Consider the following 15923-nt stretch of genomic DNA (forward strand, 5'->3'; position numbering starts at 1 on the left):
GGGAGGAGCATAGTATGGTGGAGTTTGAAATTAGACGGCCAAGAGATGGTGATACTCAAAAGTTGAGTCGATTTTTCCGACTAGTGATTACAGACACGTTCAGAAACGAAGGTATAGAGCAGAAAGTTGAAGACTTGGAAGAAGAAATCGAAACCAAGAGAAAATATTTGGAGTGCGATCTAGCAAGCGATGGTCAGAAACGATATTTTCTGATTGCTATGGCTGATGACGAGGTCATTGGGTCAATTGAATATGGACCAGTAAGTAATCTCATACCACGTGTACAAATGGAACTTTAAAGACCTTGTAGAGGTAGGGACAGTCTTCGTCCATCCTCACTATCAGGGAAAAGTGATCGGGAATTCATTATTGAAATCGATGTTTTCTATCTTAAAGAATAAAGGAATTGAAGAATTCTGTTTAGACAGCGGCTACCACAATGCACAAAAAATCTGGAAAAAGAAATTTGGAGAACCTGATTATTTGTTCCAGGATTATTGGGGCGAAGGATTTGATCATTTGATTTGGAAAGTTAAGGTTAATGATGTATTAAAATAATCAAGGAGGGGCTGCCTATCACTTTTCTGAAAGGACAGCCCCGTTTGGATTATCATTCAAAACGAACTACGAAATCCCGATCAATAAGAAAGCCCATGACCGTAATCATAAAGATCCGGGATGGTGACAGGGAGCTTGCCCGTTGGATTCACTTCGCCGGCGATTACTTTCGCTAGCGCTTTGACCGAAACATCCCGATATCCGTATGTCAGTACATTTGCGTGAACGTCTGGAAATGCGATAATGTCATAGGGATTGCGCATCGAGGCGACAATCACTTCCTTGCCGGTTTCCATCAAATCATTCACCAGCCGTTGTTGGGCATTGTTGAGATTTGCGCTGTAGGCTGTGACGATCACAGTATCTACATCAGCTGCATGCTGGACTGCGTTCGCAATTTGACTGGAGGTGGGACTTGTCCCGGTTGCATAAGCATTTGCGGAATATCCCTTTTCTGACAGTAAATCAGCAAGCATGCTTGGATTTCCGATCGAAGGTCCAGTGACAAAGACATCTTTCTCCGTATCAAGCGGTAATACATCGTCGTTTTTCACGAGTGTTAGGCTGTCTTCTGTCATTTGATCTGCTAGCTCCAAATTTTCTTCTAGGCCGATATTTTCGATCGCATCTTCTGGTACGTTCGGTTCATGGAACAATCCTCGTTTGAACTTCAACTCCAGGATACGGAAGACGGACTGATCCAATCGTTTCCTTGAAATTTCACCGCTTTTGACTGCGTCTAACACAGCATTATAGGCAAGTGGAACATTCGGAGGGTTCAGCAAGATATCAGCTCCGGCTATGAAAGCCTCTACTGGCACACGGTCAGGAGGAACGACATTCGCTCCGGACATGCCGAGGCTGTCTGTGATGATGACGCCATCGAACCCCATCTCCTTACGCAGCAAATCCGTCAAAATCGGTTTGGACAGGGTGGCAGGAAGTCCTGAATCATCCAACGCAGGGACGACGATATGAGCAGGCATGATCGCGTCGATTCCTGTATCGATCGCAGCCTTGAATGGTTTCAAATCCACTTCATGCAACGTCTCAAGATCATGGTTGATGATCGGGAGACCATAGTGGGAATCCACATCCGTGTCCCCATGACCCGGGAAGTGCTTGGCTGTCGCCATGACGTTTTCGTTTTGGTATCCGGTCACTTGGGCTGCTCCCATCGCTGCCACCAGATCAGGGTTTTCGGAAAAAGATCGTACCCCGATGACCGGATTATCCGGATTCATATTCACATCCAATACAGGGGCAAGGTCCATATTAATGCCGAGGCTCTTCAATTCAAGTCCCATGATTTCAGAAGATTGACGTGCATATTCGGTTGAGCGGGTCGCACCGAGTGCCATGTTCCCCGGGAAAACAGTAGCCGGTTCAGTGACCCGTGCCACGACACCGCCTTCCTGATCCGTCGCGATCATCAACGGTATCGGCATCCTTTGGTCCATTGCGATATCCTGCAATCCATTCGAGAGCGCATTGACCTGTTCGAAATCGATCGGAGTGCCGATATTGGCAGTCCAGTTGAAGTAGATGATACCGCCGATATGGTACTTTTCAATCGCTTCCTTAAAGTTTTTAACGCCTCGGTTCTGTCCTAAATTGATATCTTCATAGTTCGGATCGGTCGTCGTTTGTCCATACACATGAATCATAAACAATTGACCGACTTTTTCCTTAACGGTCATATGTTGGATTTTGTTTTGGATCCAGCCTCTTCGCGCTTCTTCATCATCCCATCCCGGCTTGGTCGGATCATCCCAGGAAGCTTTTGCGAAGCTTGGTACGAAGAGAAGCATGGATACCAACAAAAGCACCGCTCTAGCAAAGAACTTTTTCAACATCATTCATCTCCTTTCAAAATAGGTCCATTATGGCCGCGAGTCAAAATGATGTCAGCGATAACGGGCAAATGATCGGAAGCTAATGTGGATATGACTTCGCTATGCTGTACAATCATTTTATCGGACGTGAAAATATAGTCGATCCGCTTGCTAGGTGAAAGGGCAGAGTATGTATATCCGGGCGGATCATCTGTGTTGATGCTCCATGCATCGGTAAAATTCTCGAATAACGGCGACAGCTCTTGGGCATCCGGTGTGGCGTTCATATCACCGACAAGAATCTTGTCACCAGACTGTTCCTGAAAGATGTTCAACATATCGTCGACCTGCATCATCCGGACGGTCGGATCACCTCGATAATCCAAATGTGTGACGTAAAAAGGGACAATTTTTCCATTTACATTGATGATGGCTTCAGCAAATCCTGGTGAAGGCCTTGGTTCTGGGTTGGCATCTTGTGTAGAAAGTCTTGTAATCTCGTGATTGGTTGCTTGAAGAATCGGATATTTGCTGAGTACAGCTACTCCAAATTGTCTTCTAGGGGCATCTTCTGAAAGGGGGTCGAAATCATAAATAGGAGCGAAGAAATAATGCATGTCCAGCTGCTCGGCGAGATCCTTGACGATATTGTCATAGTTGCTGCGGGCTCCCCAGTGTACATCAACTTCCTGTAAGCCGATGATTTCTGCGCCGGACTCTTGAATGACGTTGGCGATCTGATCGGTGTCATACACACCATCTGATCCAGCTCCAGCATGGATATTGTACGTCATGACACGGACATTCACTTCTGTACCGTTGGAATCCTCTCCAGCGGATACGGTCCCAGATCCGCCAACCATACCAAAGGCGAGTACTCCAATTACTGCAACACGTACCATCAACCTGAAAACATTCAATCGTGTCCTCTCCCTTTTAATAGACTCGTTTCACCGAAAAGTCTAGCAACAACTGGTATAGATGTCTATACGACCATGTGCCTTAATTTACCAATAACAAAGGCGAAACATGGGACCCCTGCATCAATTATGAGGATGTGAGGGAAAAACAAGTAGAAAAGTAACTTGACCCAGCTCAATTATCTTTATAAAATGTAGCTTGTATTCATAGTTAAGGAGGATTATTAAAAAATGATTCACTCGATCAGACTACGTTTCCCAACTTTGGACAAGTAATTTAATACGTTCAAAGGCTCTGTACGTGTATGCAGAGTAAACGGGATAAGTCTGTCCTTTTTTAATAATCTTCTAAAAGAACAAATGAAATAGGCATCTATTAGAAAGGGGACTACGTCTGCCTTTCTTTTTTAATGTAAAATTCAAGGAAGGTTTCTTTGGTTATAGCAGCGATCATGTATCGTTTTATTTTATCATGTAGTCAACTATCCCTTTACTCTGAATCACAGGCATCCTGTGATTTTTTAATTTCAGAAGGGATGAACGGTTAATGAAGAAGAAACCTGAATATAAGAAAAATAAATTCCGTAGAGGGAAACCTCCTAATTTTTCGGGGCAGCATTTGATGCATAACAAAAAGCTGCTGCATGAAATCGTGAATAAGGTGGATATCAAAAGGAATGAGACGATCCTGGAACTAGGAGCGGGGAAAGGGGCATTGACAACCATACTGAACCAAAAATCCAATAAGGTATTAGCTGTCGAGTATGACGCCAAGTTCGTTCAGACCCTCCGACGGAAAACGGCGAGTGATCCAAATACGAAAATCATTCATCAAGACATCATGAAGATCCGATTACCAAAAGAACCGTTTGTCGTCGTGTCCAATATTCCTTACGCCATTACGACTCCTATTATGAGGATGCTGCTAAGCCATCCTTCCACTGGTTTCCAGAGGGGAGTCATCATCATGGAAAAAGGGGCGGCAAAAAGATTCACATCCAAGTGGATGAAGAACGCCTATGTGTTAATCTGGCGAATGTGGTTTGATATCCATTATATAAAAGAGATCCCAAGAACGAATTTTTCTCCTCCTCCAAAAGTGGATTCTGCAATGATTCTGATCAGAAGAAAAAAAGAGCCTCTTTTATCCAATAAAGACTATAAAGCTTTTGCCGGGCTTGCAGAATATGTGATGAATTATCCAAAAGCGAGAGTAGAGGACGTGTTATGGGGAATATTCACACCCCCTCAAATGAAACAGTTGAAAAGAAACCTGAAGCTTAATAACGAAGCAACGATCAATTCGTTAACAGAGGAGCAGTGGGGGATCATCTATAAAACCATGGTCCAATATGTACAACGCCCTTACTGGCCAAGAGCAAAACGGAGGTAATGTTCATAAGAAGTTTTTATTTTTACTTGGATACCTAATTGTTAAAGGGATATTTTGCAATCTATTTTTAATCTTCTACAATTTCGGGTAAAGTCCATTGTATCAAGAAATAGTGCAAGATTCAGGAATAAATAGTAACAGATTTGGTGAATGCAGATTATTACTTCGATTTCGATTGTTTGGACTTTTGTAGAAAAGAAAGTTAACTACTAATTGTATCATTTATAATTCTAGTATATTGTCTAATATGCTGAATTACCGAATGGACAATCCTTATACTATTTAAACAGATTTCCTCGGGTGCAGGCAACATATCATTCTCTAAGGACGCTATGAGTTTAATAGTAATCAAGAGTCTATTAATTATATGGAGGCAATTATGAAGGAGCTAGCTCACGCAAAGGTTATAACAGAAACTGAAAAGATTAATAAGCAATAAATGAATTAAGATACCTTCTGAACATTATATATCAGGGCGTATTTTTCAAAAATAAATCTTTTCGAGGGGTTGAGCAAAAACCCCCATTATGAAATAGCTGTTCTCCAATCACTGCAAACTCGACTTCGTTGTAATGAAGTGTGGATTGAGGGTGCTGATCGCTGCCGAAATCCACACATCTTATTACATCTTGTATATTCTTCTGTTTTCCTGGCGAGGATGTAATTTATATTTGATCCAGACTCTTTTCATATTCTCGCTTTACTTGCTCCCTGATTTGTCTGTCAAGCTCAAGATAATGAATGCCCCACAGCGCTCCCTCAAGAGCATAAAGCAGATTCAAGGATACGCCGGGGCGTTTTTGCTTGATTCTTTTAAACGCTTCTGCCGCTCCTATCTCGTTCAAGTCCTCATAATTATAAATACCAATTTCTTTTAGCCATTCCTCGCTGACCTTACCTATGTTTTTCAGTTTCAACGATCTCTCCCTCCTTCACGTAAACCCTTTGTATCTCCTCAATTTGTTTCATGATCAGTTCCCTGACAATAACAGGCTCTTTTACAATCGCGTCACTACCGCAGCCAATCATATATTGAACAACCCATGGAACGTATGAAAACGCCATCTTCCTTTGAATTTTCCCTGAGCCATCTTGGTGGGTGATCAGTCCTTCAGACAGCCACATATCCGACTTGCATTTGAGCACACCCCTTTGAGTAAGCAGGATATTCAGCTTCAACTCTTGTTCACCATCGTCAAGATGTACCCAATCTTTAATCTGAAAATGTTCCATGTCCATTTTTTTGCTTTGATCTTTGGCAGAAGCCAAGGATTGTACACGATCGACCCGAAAAACACGGTATTGTTGTGACTTGAAACAGTAAGCAGAACAGTACCAAAAACCATTCATCGTATATACGCCGATACACTGAATATCTCTTTTGCTTTTTCCATTCTCAGATTCGTAAGTCACAGTGACGATATGCTGATTGATCGACGCTTCAAGCAATTCAGCCAAGAATGGTGTTTCGAGCTGACGGGCGGGTACAAAAAACAAGATTTTGGAGCGAAGCCGATCAATTTGAGCTTTACTGTCCGGAGGCAAGTAATGATAAAACTTCTTCAACGCCGTTTCAATTTGCGTTTCAAAAGGTAAATGGCGATAATTCCTCAACGATTCGGAGACAAAAAACAAAGCGGCCGCCTCCTTCTCGGTAAAATAGATAGGGGGCAGCATGCAATCATTCAGCAAGCGATATCCGCCATGAATACCGAACTCCGAATATAGCGGAACACCTAATTCACTCAATTCCTGCAAATCTCTTAAAATGGTTCTCTTGGACACTTGGAACTGTTCTGTAAGCTCCCTGATGGTGAATTTTTTTCTGGAGTTGATGGTCATCAAAATTTCAATCAAGCGTTGCGACTTATTCATCATTCACACACCCAAACTTTACTTTTTTTCATTTTATCATATAAAGGTGACACGAAATGACATCATTAGATGTTACGCTCATCCTTGACAGCTTAATTCAAATGAAAGGGAGCGTTTATCAATGAATTATCCTAAAGTGGTAGAACTAGTCATTTTCAAATTGAAAGAAGGTGTACAGGTAGATGACTTTATCAATCTTTCTCATAAAGCGGATCAGACCTTACAAAGCTTTTCAGGATTTTACACGCGTACGCTTTTTTATTCTAAAACAACCGATCAGTGGGTAGATGTTGTTTACTGGTCAGACCTTGAATCTGCTAAAAAGCGGTGGATACTGTGCTGGCTTTACCTGAAACTCAACCGTTTATCCAAAGAATTGAGGAAAAACAAATGACATTTCTCCATCTCAGTATCGAAGAACAAGCGGGGATGAACGAAGCATTGAAGAAACCAAACACATTAGAGCTTGTTAGATTTCAGCTAAAGGACGGAATAAATCGTGAACAATTGGTCAAAACGGCTGGAGAAATCAATCCTGTTCTAAAAGAACAATTCTCCGGCTTTGAAGCAAGAATGCTATTACAAGACGCCAACGGACCTGGATGGGTTGACCTGGTTTACTGGTCAGACATGGAAAGTGCTCTTCAGGCAGCAGAGCTGTTTCCTGCCCTGGAAGCTGTCCAGCCTTTTCTAGCCATGCTTAAATCTGAAGGCATTACCATGCTTCATCTTGAACCATACAGATAACTTCCATGCTTAGCGCACACCTATATATTGGCTGTATCCGCACAGCCCTCTCGTTCATCCAAGCTTTTGTACGTATAAACCTATGCCGTCCCCCATTTGCCACCTTCGTAATAAACAAATAGACGATGATTTTTAAGATATATGATTGTGACTAATCAGGATGGGGCTTCTTTTGAAAAAAGTATTTTCATCATACATTAGATAATAATTTTCAATGGAGTTTATTTTTTTATAAAGCTAACCAGGGGCTTTTCTTCAATAAGGCTTTGCAATGATCTTCCACAAGGGCGCTTTTCTTTAATAAGAAGGTGTCCTTTTGAATTGGGCCAGATTTAAGTTATTGAATATTTATGCAAATTGATGTATTATAATTCAGTAACTATCTGGAGGGATAAAATGAATTATAAAATTATTGAAGAACTGTCTTTGAACAATTGGCAGCCTTTATCTACATTACATTATGATGGGTGGGTCCTTCGATTTTCAAATGGCTATACGAAACGTGCTAATTCAATTAATCCCATCCATTATTCCACTTATGATTTGAATAAAAAAATTGAAGAATGCGAGAACATCTATTCCAATAATGATTTACGTACTATATTTAAAATCACACCCTTTGTTAGACCAGGAAATTTAGATGGTATATTAGAGGAGAAGGCTTATTCTTTGATTGATTGTACAAGTGTCCAAATCATGAAGCTAGAAGGTATCATAGAACCAACCTTCCATTCCATAAAACTAGATGGAAATATTAATGTCGAGTGGCTAGATAATTTTTGTAGACTGAATAATGTTGAAGAAAAAAACAAGGATACGATGGTTCAAATGTTATCCAATATTGCAACTCAAAAGTGCTTTATATCACTATATTATAAGGATGATGTAATTGCCTGTGGTCTTGGGGTTATAGAAAGGGAGTACATAGGGCTTTATGATATTGTCACTGATATTACATTTAGGAATCAAGGGTTCGGTGAACAGTTGATATTGAATTTACTAAAATGGGGGAAAGAAAATGGAGCTAAATACAGTTACCTAGCTGTTCTTTTTAATAACAGACCTGCATTAAGACTTTATTCTAAAATTGGTTATTCGGAAATTTATAAGTATTGGTACAGGGTTAAAGAAAATGTTTGACTTTCTTCTAATTCAACTAAACCAGTAATGGTAGATACTCAACTATTCCATTATAGGACGCTTTAATGGGCACCATCCTTGAGGATCGGTGCTCATTTTGTATTTTAGAGTTCAGATGGTTTTGACGCTATGATATGACCGACCTCAATAGCTCATTATTTTCCCGTCTCCATGTTATCTCTAGTTGTGTTTCTTAATTATACAAAAAAGTACCCTATTGGTAGACTTTTTTTGGTGTCTACTTAATAGGGTACATTGTACTAAGAAATTGGGCTTTTTAATATTGGAATTTCTTAACGTTGTAAATCTATATTTTCCTGACGCTATCACTAAATGATTGGATATTTGGATATCATTTTTCGTGAGTCATTTGTCTTGTAAAATAGGGTTTTTCTCCCTTTGTAGTTGCTACAATTATGGTCTTGTAAATACATTGATAAAAATGAGAAACTGTGGTATATTTATATAGTTAAACCAATAATGGAATTTTATGTAAATTATCCCTATTTTAATTATACATCATAAAATCCTTTTCAGTCAACCCCTATTTTGATTTTTTTTAATGGAGTGTTTGATATGAACATGGAACTTCGCCAGGAGCAAGAACGAGTGGACAGCGTAATTGGTTTAATCAGATGAACAATTTTTGTCATATGATTCGTCTTGGTATTAAGCGATAAATGGGAGGGAAAGAGATGAAACCATATGTTCTAGAGTTTCGGGAGATCGATAAAACGAGACAAATGGTGGTCGGTGGCAAAGGGATGAATTTGGGCGAATGTTCGAGGATTGAAGGAATACTTGTACCAGAGGGATTTTGTGTTACCACTGAGGTATATAAAAGAGTCATTGGGAAAAATGAGGAGCTTCATCAATTACTGGAACAACTAGCAGTCCAAAAAGTGGACGAACAAGAAAGGATTAGTGAAATTAGCAGGAAGATTCGTGAACTGATTGAGGGGATTGAGATCGAGAAGGGGATCGAAGAAGATATCGATCGATGTTTCTTAACTTTTGGTTTCGAGCATGCTTATGCAGTGCGTTCCAGTGCCACTGCTGAAGATTTACCACATGCCTCTTTTGCCGGTCAGCAAGACACCTATTTAAATATCATCGGAAAAGAAGCCATTTTACGGCACATTAGAAAATGTCGGGCTTCCCTATTTACGGATCGTGCCGTGATTTACCGCATGCAAAACGGATTTGACCATCGCAAGGTTTATCTGTCTGTTGTTATTCAAAGGATGATTTTTCCAAAAGCTTCCGGAATACTATTTACAGCTGATCCAGTTACCTCAAACCGCAAGGTGCTGTCGATCGATGCTAGCTTTGGTCTGGGTGAGGCACTTGTCTCTGGCTTAGTGTCTGCGGACAATTATAAAGTGCGGGAAGGTAGGATTGTGGAGAAGAGGATTTTCACCAAAAAGTTGGCTATATATACACGAAAAGAAGGCGGAACGGAGGAAAAGGAAATTGAGCCGGGTCAGCAGAATCGATCGACCCTTTCAGATGAGCAAGTGTTAGAACTTGAGCGGATTGGTAGAAAGCTTGAGGCGAATTTTGGCTGTCCGCAAGATATCGAATGGTGTTTGGTTGATGATACTTTTTATATTGTCCAGAATCGTCCAATCACGACTTTATACCCCATCCCTGAAGCGAATGATCAAGAAAATCACGTCTATGTATCTGTTGGTCATCAACAAATGATGACCGATCCCATGAAACCATTGGGACTGTCTTTTTTCCTGTTAACGACTCCTGCACCCATGCGTAAAGCTGGTGGAAGGTTGTTTGTTGATATCACACATTCTATGGCTTCACCTGACAGGAGAGAAATTTTATTAAATACCCTGGGACAATCCGATTCGCTCATAAAAGACGCACTCATGAACATAGTAGAGCGAGAATGTTTTATAAAATCGTTACCAAATGATAAAAAAGTACTGAGTCCCAGGAGTAGCAATACAGAAATGCCGGTACAAATCGAAAACGATCCGACAATCGTTTCTGATTTGATTAAGAGTAGTCAAACATCGATAGAAGAGTTAAAGCAAAACATCCAAACGAAATCAGGACCGGATTTATTTGATTTTATTCTAGAAGATATCCAGCAATTAAAGAAGATTTTATTTGACCCACAAAGTTCTGATGTGATTAGGGCTGCTATGGACGCTTCATCATGGATCAATGAAAAAATGAAAAAGTGGTTAGGTGAAAAAAACGTAGCAGACACGCTGTCTCAATCTGTACCAAACAATATTACTTCGGAAATGGGTCTGGCGCTATTGGATGTCGCAGATGTGATTCGTCCTTATCCAGAAGTAATTGACTATTTACAACATGTAAAAGATGATAACTTTTTGGATGAACTGGTTAAGTTTGATGGTGGAAAGGAAGCCCAAGCCGCTATCAATGCTTATCTCAACAAGTACGGAATGCGATGTGCCGGGGAAATCGATATTACTAAACCTCGTTGGAGCGAAAAACCAACCACACTTGTCCCTATGATTCTCAGTAACATCAAAAACTTTGAGCCTAATGCAAGCAATTGGAAATTTGAGCAAGGGCGACAGGAAGCTTTGAAAAAAGAACAAGAGTTATTAGATCGATTGAAACAATTACCGGATTGTAAACGAAAAGCCAAAGAGACAAAACGAATGATCAGCCTGATCCGGAATTTCATCGGTTATCGGGAGTATCCAAAATACGGCATGATTAATCGCTACTTCGTTTATAAGCGGGCTTTGATGAAAGAAGCCGAACAGCTTGTACAAGCCAAAGTTATTCGTAAAAAAGAAGACATATACTATCTTACTTTTGAGGAACTTCGCGAAGTCGTAGGTACAAACAAACTGAATTACCAAGTCATCAGCAAACGAAAAGACGAGTACAAATTATATGAAAAACTAACTCCCCCACGTGTTATCACGTCTAATGGTGAAATCATTTTAGGTGAATACAAACGAGAAAATCTCCCAGCCGGAGCTATTGTAGGTCTACCGGTTTCTTCCGGAGTTATAGAGGGCAGAGCACGCGTCATCTTAAACATGGAAGATGCAAATCTAGAAGATGGAGATATTTTAGTCACTGCCTTTACTGATCCTAGCTGGACACCATTGTTTGTATCGATAAAAGGTCTCGTCACCGAAGTTGGCGGACTGATGACCCATGGAGCGGTTATTGCCCGTGAATATGGCTTGCCAGCAGTTGTCGGTGTGGAGAATGCAACGAAGCTGATCAAGGATGGACAAAGAATCAGGGTGAATGGAGGAGAAGGGTATATAGAAATCCTATAATTCATTACATTTAAATCATAAAAGAAGAGCATTCGAATTAGGAGAATCATTGACATCATGGTGCTTTGCGGTATGGTAAGAACTCTGTCACGAGGACATATAAGGGGGCAGTAAATGAAGATCGATATTAATGGCTGTTAAGATTGTCTTGAAATCGAGACTGCTGTTTAAAGGGGTCACTTCAGAGTAAGTGCGTCTTTTTGAATTGGGCAAGATTGTTGAGTAGCGGGGCGTTGATCTAGAAGGATAACGCCTCAATTTGTTTAATATCTAAGTATTCGGTTTTTTCTGTAATAAAGCCAACGCGGATCAGTCTAAATACGATCTTCAACATCGGGCGCTATTCTTGAATAAAAGTAGTGCTTTTTCCTTTTAAGGGCCAGATAATGGAATAAACTAAAATGACAGTTAGATAGGGTTCCTTTATCACACAACCATACAGTTGCTTACATTTGAAGCAACCTATACTTGTCAGGTAACTGCAGGGTTGCTTATATTCAAGGAGGTAAAACATGGATTACATTTCACCGAAAGAAGCGGTGTTAAAGGTGAAACGGTGGCCTAAAGATACCATAGCGGCGGGTCGTCGTCATACCATTGGGCTTAAATCTGACGGAACGGTGACGGCTGTGGGTGATAATAAATATGGCCAATGTGATGTAAGCGGCTGGCGCGATATTGTGGCGGTCGCGGCTGGTAATGTTCATATGGCGACGAACACGGGTAATGCTCATACAATCGTTCTTAAATCTGACAGTACTGTGGCGGCTGTGGGTTGGAATAAGCATGACCAATGCGATGTAAATGACTGGCGCGATATTGTAGCGGTTGCGGCGGGTTGGCGTCGTACCATTGGGCTTAAATCGGATGGCACTGTGGTAGCAGTGGGCCGAAATAATGAAGGTGAATGCAATGTAAGCGGCTGGCATGATATTGTGGCGGTCGCGGCGGGTGACTGGCATACCATCGGTCTTAAATTGGACGGCACGGTGACGGCTGTGGGTAATAATCGGTATCGCCAATGCAATGTAAACGGCTGGTTCGATATTGTGGCGGTCGCGGCGGGTTATCTTCATACAATCGGTCTTAAATCGGACGGAACGGTGACGGCTGTGGGTTTGAATAAACATGACCAATGCGATGTAAGCGGCTGGCGCGGTATTGTGGCGATAGCGGTGGGTAGTAATCATACCATCGGCCTTAAATCGGACGGTACTGTGGCGGCTGTAGGTTGGAATGAGTATGGCCAATGTAATGTAAGTGATTGGCGCGATATTGTGGCGATAGCGGCGGGTTGTGCCCATACCGTCGGGCTTAAATCGGACGGCACGGTGGTTGCTGTGGGTGATAATGAATATGGCCAATGCGATGTAAGCGGCTGGCCCGGCATCCAGCTGCCCGGCAATTAGTTTTTAATAACAACAAGCCAGAGAATCACTGAACGAGTTAATGAGCATTGCTTCAGAAATAAGGCTATTCCATTTAAAGGGCACAATTCTGCAGCAAGCATTGTGCTTTTTCTTTATTTCAAGGACCAGATTATAAAATAAAAGAAGGAAGTATTAAAAAATATAGAAGTTCAGGAGAAGGGGTTACTCTGCTCAGCAACAGAATTTTAACTACATTAAGCCATTTTAGGTTAGAGTTGGGAATTGAAATAATTTTGGAGGAAGATATAAAAATGTATGGTAAAAGAGATCAATCTTTGATTCAAAGATGGTTTATTTTTATATTACAGTGTGCTTTTCTTGTTTTTGCTTATTGGTTCTTGTTTTTGGGAGGGAATAAATTTTTTGAGTTACCCCTTGGTGATTACCATAGAAGGATTATGTTATTTGTATTTTGTATTGTAATATTTATTCGAATGAATTTCATGATTTTTTATTTATTAAAACGGGGAATTACGTGGGGAGAAGCTTTGAATGTACCTTTAGCTTTTGCCATTTACTATATAGGTTTCTCCATGTTAGGTGGTGTCATAGATAAACATCTTGATTTTATTGACTTCATAGCTGTGTTTATATTTTTGGTTGGTTCTTTTATTAATACATTTTCTGAAGTTTTGAGAAATCAATGGAAAAAAGACAGCCGACATAGGGGGAAACTCTATACAGAAGGATTATTTAAATATTCTGTTCATATCAATTATTTTGGTGATTGGGTATGGGTCAGCGGGTTCGCGCTTCTAACAAGAAATATCTGGTCATGGATTATACCCCTCATCTTGTTTTTATTTTTTGTATTTTACAATATCCCGCAGCACGACAAATACTTAAGACAAAAATATGGAGAAACGTTTAAACAATATGAAAAAAGTACCAAGAGATTTATTCCTTTTATTTTCTAAACAGAATAAATATAGTCTTAAACACATTTCGTTTTCAATTAAAGGGCGGAATAAGTATATGGTCAGTGGGCAAGCAGGATAAATTGTTATGTTGGAGAATGTTCTTCAACATGATTAGTAAAAAAAAATGTTTACATGCTCAAAAGAAAATTTTCAATATGGATATATTTAGCGCCAGAATGCTTATCCTTAATCTTCGAGAAAGGAATACTCCGAATGACTAAAATGGTTAATATGCTTTCTATATTATGGCACCTTAAAACGAGAAAACAAATGACTGCTAAGAAGTTGGCAGAGGAATTAGAAATCAGTATCCGTACGGTTTACCGCTATATTGATGCTCTCTGTGCAAGTGGAGTACCGATTATTTCAAATGCCGGACATAATGGTGGGTACAGTCTGCTGAATGAGTTTACAAAAGCACCTTTATTTTTTAACCAGGATGAACAGAAAGCGCTTATTCATGCTGCAAAATTTGCAATAGATGCAGGGTATCCCTTTAGTGAAGCCTTGGATGAAGCAGTTTCTAAGCTGAAAATGTTTACAAATGAGGATCAATTGGATCATATCAATCGCCATTCAAGAGGGTTTGAAACCATCCATCCTCCTATCGAACCGTCTTTAAAATCCACTCTCCAAGACTTGGAAAATTCTGTTGCTGACAGTTATACGTTATTTATTATTTACCATAAAGGGGGAGAAACCGAACCACAATCACGCCATATTGATCCTTATGGTCTTGTTTATTGGAAAGGCAAGTGGTACACAGTCGGTTATTGCCATCTGAGAAAAGAAATTCGAAGTTTTCGAATCGATCGTATTCGAGTATTATCCCGAACAGAAAAGAAATTTGACCGACCTTTGGGATTTTCAGCACGTTCTTTCTTTCTAAAAGACCTTTTACCTGATTCAAACCAACTTGAAAAACTCATTTCCGTTCGTATTAAAGGCAAAACACACGCGCTTGATGATTTATGTCAGCATTGGTTATTTAGTCATGCTCTGATTGAACGATCAAACAATCAAGCTCTTTTTAAGGTTAATAAAGAGTCTATACATACCTTTGTACCTTACTTTCTTCTCCCCTATGGTAAATCCATTACCATTCTGGAGCCTACTTTGTTACAAGAAAAATTGGAAACTATCTGCCTTGAACTATCCAGTCATTATCAAAATACTTCACTTCACTGACCGTATATGTCAGTGAAGTTTTTTTATGATGTACATGTACAGAATATAATTTTTAGGAGGTATAAAAATCATGAAGGATTTGAAGTACGAATTTTATATTGCAGGTACACCAGAGGAAGTTTGGAAGGCATTGATCTCTCCTGGGGGTACAAAACAGATTTATTATGGAAGTGTCATCAAATCAACATTTCAAGTGGGCGATCTCTTGGAGTATGTCGGTCCTGGAGTAGACGGAGATGAGACAGTGCATGTATACGGAAACTTATTGGAATATGAACCGAATCAGGTACTTCGATTTACTCACAATACCGGAAAATCGTATAGGAAAGGTGATCAGGAATTTGAGTCAAGAATCTCTTATCTTCTAAAACCTACTGGCTCATGCACGAAATTGACACTCATTCATGACCAGTGGAAAGAAGGTGATCCCCATTATGAAAACAGTGACAAAGCCTGGTGGATGATTTTGAATAATACGAAGACTTTGGTAGAAACGGGAAGTACTCTAGACTTTGGTGAAGGTTCATAAGGGTAGACGGATTCGACAGATAGGGCCATATTGATAAAACAAATAAGTACCTTATTGAAGTCCAACCTATTACAGGTATTCTGTTAGGTATA

At 40.2% G+C, this 15923-nt stretch carries 14 protein-coding genes and 1 pseudogene; 11 read left to right on the forward strand and 4 right to left on the reverse strand.

The genetic code is table 11. The features are described 5' to 3' along the window. Positions 1-14: 14 nt before the first annotated feature. Positions 15-558 (forward strand): annotated as a pseudogene (locus ACJROX_RS06840) (N-acetyltransferase family protein). Between the two features lie 80 nt (positions 559-638). Here ACJROX_RS06840 and ACJROX_RS06845 read toward each other — a convergent pair. Further along, a complete protein-coding gene (locus ACJROX_RS06845) occupies positions 639-2414 on the reverse strand; it encodes a glycoside hydrolase family 3 protein (RefSeq protein ID WP_408010004.1) in 1776 nt (591 codons plus the stop codon). Continuing rightward, positions 2414-3313, reverse strand: a complete 900-nt coding sequence (locus tag ACJROX_RS06850; protein ID WP_408010005.1) for an endonuclease/exonuclease/phosphatase family protein — start codon at positions 3311-3313, stop codon at positions 2414-2416. Before ACJROX_RS06850 ends, ACJROX_RS06845 begins: the two co-directional genes overlap by 1 nt. Positions 3314-3544: 231 nt before the next feature. Here ACJROX_RS06850 and ACJROX_RS06855 point away from each other — a divergent pair, with 231 nt between their 5' ends. Together ACJROX_RS06855 and erm are read left to right on the forward strand one after the other, a co-directional pair. After that, the gene (locus ACJROX_RS06855) at positions 3545-3589 is read left to right on the forward strand and encodes an erythromycin resistance leader peptide (RefSeq protein ID WP_408011600.1); all 45 of its coding nucleotides are present in this window, start codon (positions 3545-3547) and stop codon (positions 3587-3589) included. Between the two features lie 271 nt (positions 3590-3860). Further along, a complete protein-coding gene (gene erm, locus ACJROX_RS06860) occupies positions 3861-4706 on the forward strand; it encodes a 23S ribosomal RNA methyltransferase Erm (protein ID WP_408010006.1) in 846 nt (281 codons plus the stop codon). Between the two features lie 665 nt (positions 4707-5371). On the opposite strand, the gene ACJROX_RS06865 is transcribed toward erm, so the two are convergent. Together ACJROX_RS06865 and ACJROX_RS06870 are read right to left on the reverse strand one after the other, a co-directional pair. After that, positions 5372-5623 (reverse strand): TfoX/Sxy family protein, encoded by a 252-nt coding sequence (locus tag ACJROX_RS06865; protein WP_408010007.1) that lies wholly within the window; start codon positions 5621-5623, stop codon positions 5372-5374. Further along, positions 5601-6581, reverse strand: coding sequence for a helix-turn-helix transcriptional regulator (locus ACJROX_RS06870; RefSeq protein WP_408010008.1), 981 nt, complete (start codon positions 6579-6581; stop codon positions 5601-5603). The genes ACJROX_RS06865 and ACJROX_RS06870 overlap by 23 nt, the downstream gene beginning before the upstream one ends. Positions 6582-6702: 121 nt before the next feature. Here ACJROX_RS06870 and ACJROX_RS06875 point away from each other — a divergent pair, with 121 nt between their 5' ends. From ACJROX_RS06875 to ACJROX_RS06910, 8 genes are all read left to right on the forward strand, one after another. Continuing rightward, positions 6703-6975 (forward strand): hypothetical protein, encoded by a 273-nt coding sequence (locus ACJROX_RS06875; RefSeq protein ID WP_408010009.1) that lies wholly within the window; start codon positions 6703-6705, stop codon positions 6973-6975. Next, positions 6972-7328: a hypothetical protein gene (locus ACJROX_RS06880; RefSeq protein ID WP_408010010.1), complete on the forward strand. Its 357-nt coding sequence runs from the start codon at positions 6972-6974 to the stop codon at positions 7326-7328. The genes ACJROX_RS06875 and ACJROX_RS06880 overlap by 4 nt, the downstream gene beginning before the upstream one ends. Before the next feature lie 396 nt (positions 7329-7724). Next, positions 7725-8468, forward strand: a complete 744-nt coding sequence (locus tag ACJROX_RS06885; protein ID WP_408010011.1) for a GNAT family N-acetyltransferase — start codon at positions 7725-7727, stop codon at positions 8466-8468. 695 nt (positions 8469-9163) lie between these two features. Further along, entirely contained in the window at positions 9164-11764 is a 2601-nt protein-coding gene (ppsA, locus tag ACJROX_RS06890) for a phosphoenolpyruvate synthase (protein WP_408010012.1), read from the forward strand. A 512-nt stretch (positions 11765-12276) separates the two neighbouring features. Then, positions 12277-13173, forward strand: a complete 897-nt coding sequence (locus ACJROX_RS06895) for an RCC1 domain-containing protein (RefSeq protein ID WP_408010013.1) — start codon at positions 12277-12279, stop codon at positions 13171-13173. A gap of 272 nt (positions 13174-13445) precedes the next feature. Next, positions 13446-14111: a methyltransferase family protein gene (locus ACJROX_RS06900; protein ID WP_408010015.1), complete on the forward strand. Its 666-nt coding sequence runs from the start codon at positions 13446-13448 to the stop codon at positions 14109-14111. A 216-nt stretch (positions 14112-14327) separates the two neighbouring features. Next, positions 14328-15302, forward strand: coding sequence for a helix-turn-helix transcriptional regulator (locus ACJROX_RS06905; RefSeq protein WP_408010016.1), 975 nt, complete (start codon positions 14328-14330; stop codon positions 15300-15302). Positions 15303-15372: 70 nt separating this feature from the next. Beyond that, positions 15373-15831, forward strand: a complete 459-nt coding sequence (locus tag ACJROX_RS06910; protein WP_408010017.1) for an SRPBCC domain-containing protein — start codon at positions 15373-15375, stop codon at positions 15829-15831. The last annotated feature ends 92 nt before the right edge of the window (positions 15832-15923 follow it).

The organism is Pseudalkalibacillus sp. A8 (genome assembly GCF_045920555.1).
In the GTDB taxonomy this organism is placed as follows: Bacteria; Bacillota; Bacilli; order Bacillales; family Fictibacillaceae; genus Pseudalkalibacillus.

What these genes read in the sequence shown, in the direction of transcription:
- ACJROX_RS06845 (WP_408010004.1), bottom strand. Translation starts at nt 2,414, where the DNA reads ATGTTGAAAAAGTTCTTTGCTAGAGCGGTGCTTTTGTTGGTATCCATG.
- erm (WP_408010006.1), top strand. Translation starts at nt 3,861, where the DNA reads ATGAAGAAGAAACCTGAATATAAGAAAAATAAATTCCGTAGAGGGAAA.
- ACJROX_RS06870 (WP_408010008.1), bottom strand. Translation starts at nt 6,581, where the DNA reads ATGAATAAGTCGCAACGCTTGATTGAAATTTTGATGACCATCAACTCC.
- ACJROX_RS06875 (WP_408010009.1), top strand. Translation starts at nt 6,703, where the DNA reads ATGAATTATCCTAAAGTGGTAGAACTAGTCATTTTCAAATTGAAAGAA.
- ACJROX_RS06880 (WP_408010010.1), top strand. Translation starts at nt 6,972, where the DNA reads ATGACATTTCTCCATCTCAGTATCGAAGAACAAGCGGGGATGAACGAA.
- ACJROX_RS06885 (WP_408010011.1), top strand. Translation starts at nt 7,725, where the DNA reads ATGAATTATAAAATTATTGAAGAACTGTCTTTGAACAATTGGCAGCCT.
- ppsA (WP_408010012.1), top strand. Translation starts at nt 9,164, where the DNA reads ATGAAACCATATGTTCTAGAGTTTCGGGAGATCGATAAAACGAGACAA.
- ACJROX_RS06895 (WP_408010013.1), top strand. Translation starts at nt 12,277, where the DNA reads ATGGATTACATTTCACCGAAAGAAGCGGTGTTAAAGGTGAAACGGTGG.
- ACJROX_RS06900 (WP_408010015.1), top strand. Translation starts at nt 13,446, where the DNA reads ATGTATGGTAAAAGAGATCAATCTTTGATTCAAAGATGGTTTATTTTT.
- ACJROX_RS06905 (WP_408010016.1), top strand. Translation starts at nt 14,328, where the DNA reads ATGACTAAAATGGTTAATATGCTTTCTATATTATGGCACCTTAAAACG.
- ACJROX_RS06910 (WP_408010017.1), top strand. Translation starts at nt 15,373, where the DNA reads ATGAAGGATTTGAAGTACGAATTTTATATTGCAGGTACACCAGAGGAA.